This is a genomic window from Chloracidobacterium sp. (genome assembly GCA_025057975.1).
Classification (GTDB): Bacteria; Acidobacteriota; Blastocatellia; order Chloracidobacteriales; family Chloracidobacteriaceae; genus Chloracidobacterium.
This window is the reverse complement of the sequence record JANWUV010000077.1, coordinates 1-515: the sequence shown is the minus strand read 5'-3', so window position 1 is coordinate 515 and position 515 is coordinate 1. Positions and strand designations below refer to the sequence as shown.

The following is a 515-nucleotide window of genomic DNA, read 5'->3' as shown; positions in this document are numbered from 1 at the left end:
GAAAACCCTCGCGATCTGCAACGTCGTCGGCTCGATGATCACTCGCGAGGCGGCAGGCACGCTCATGACCCACGCAGGTCCGGAGATTGGCGTGGCCTCGACAAAAGCTTTCACGGCGCAATTGACGGCGCTCATGATCCTCGCTTTGTATCTGGCGCAGGTCCGCCGCACGCTCCCCGAGGAAGAGTCGCTGCGGCTGACGCAGGAGATGTTAAAAATCCCCTCGAAAATTGAGCGGGTGCTGTCGGAAGAAGATATCTATGAAGAACTGACACGGCGCCTGCACAAAGCCAAGGATTTTCTTTATCTCGGCCGCGGTATCCACTTTCCGATTGCGCTCGAAGGCGCCTTGAAGCTGAAAGAGATTTCCTACATTCACGCCGAAGGCTATCCGGCCGGAGAAATGAAGCACGGGCCGAACGCGCTCATCGATGAGAATCTTCCGGTCGTTGTGCTGGCGACTTACGATCCATCGAACGCCGCCAGCCGTCAGCGCTACGAAAAAACGCTTTCCA

1 protein-coding gene is annotated in these 515 nt (G+C 57.1%); it reads left to right on the top strand.

Features of this window, described 5'->3' with window-relative positions:
- The coding region (locus NZ585_15180) for an SIS domain-containing protein (GenBank protein MCS7081370.1) at window positions 1-515 on the top strand (515 nt) is incomplete at both ends.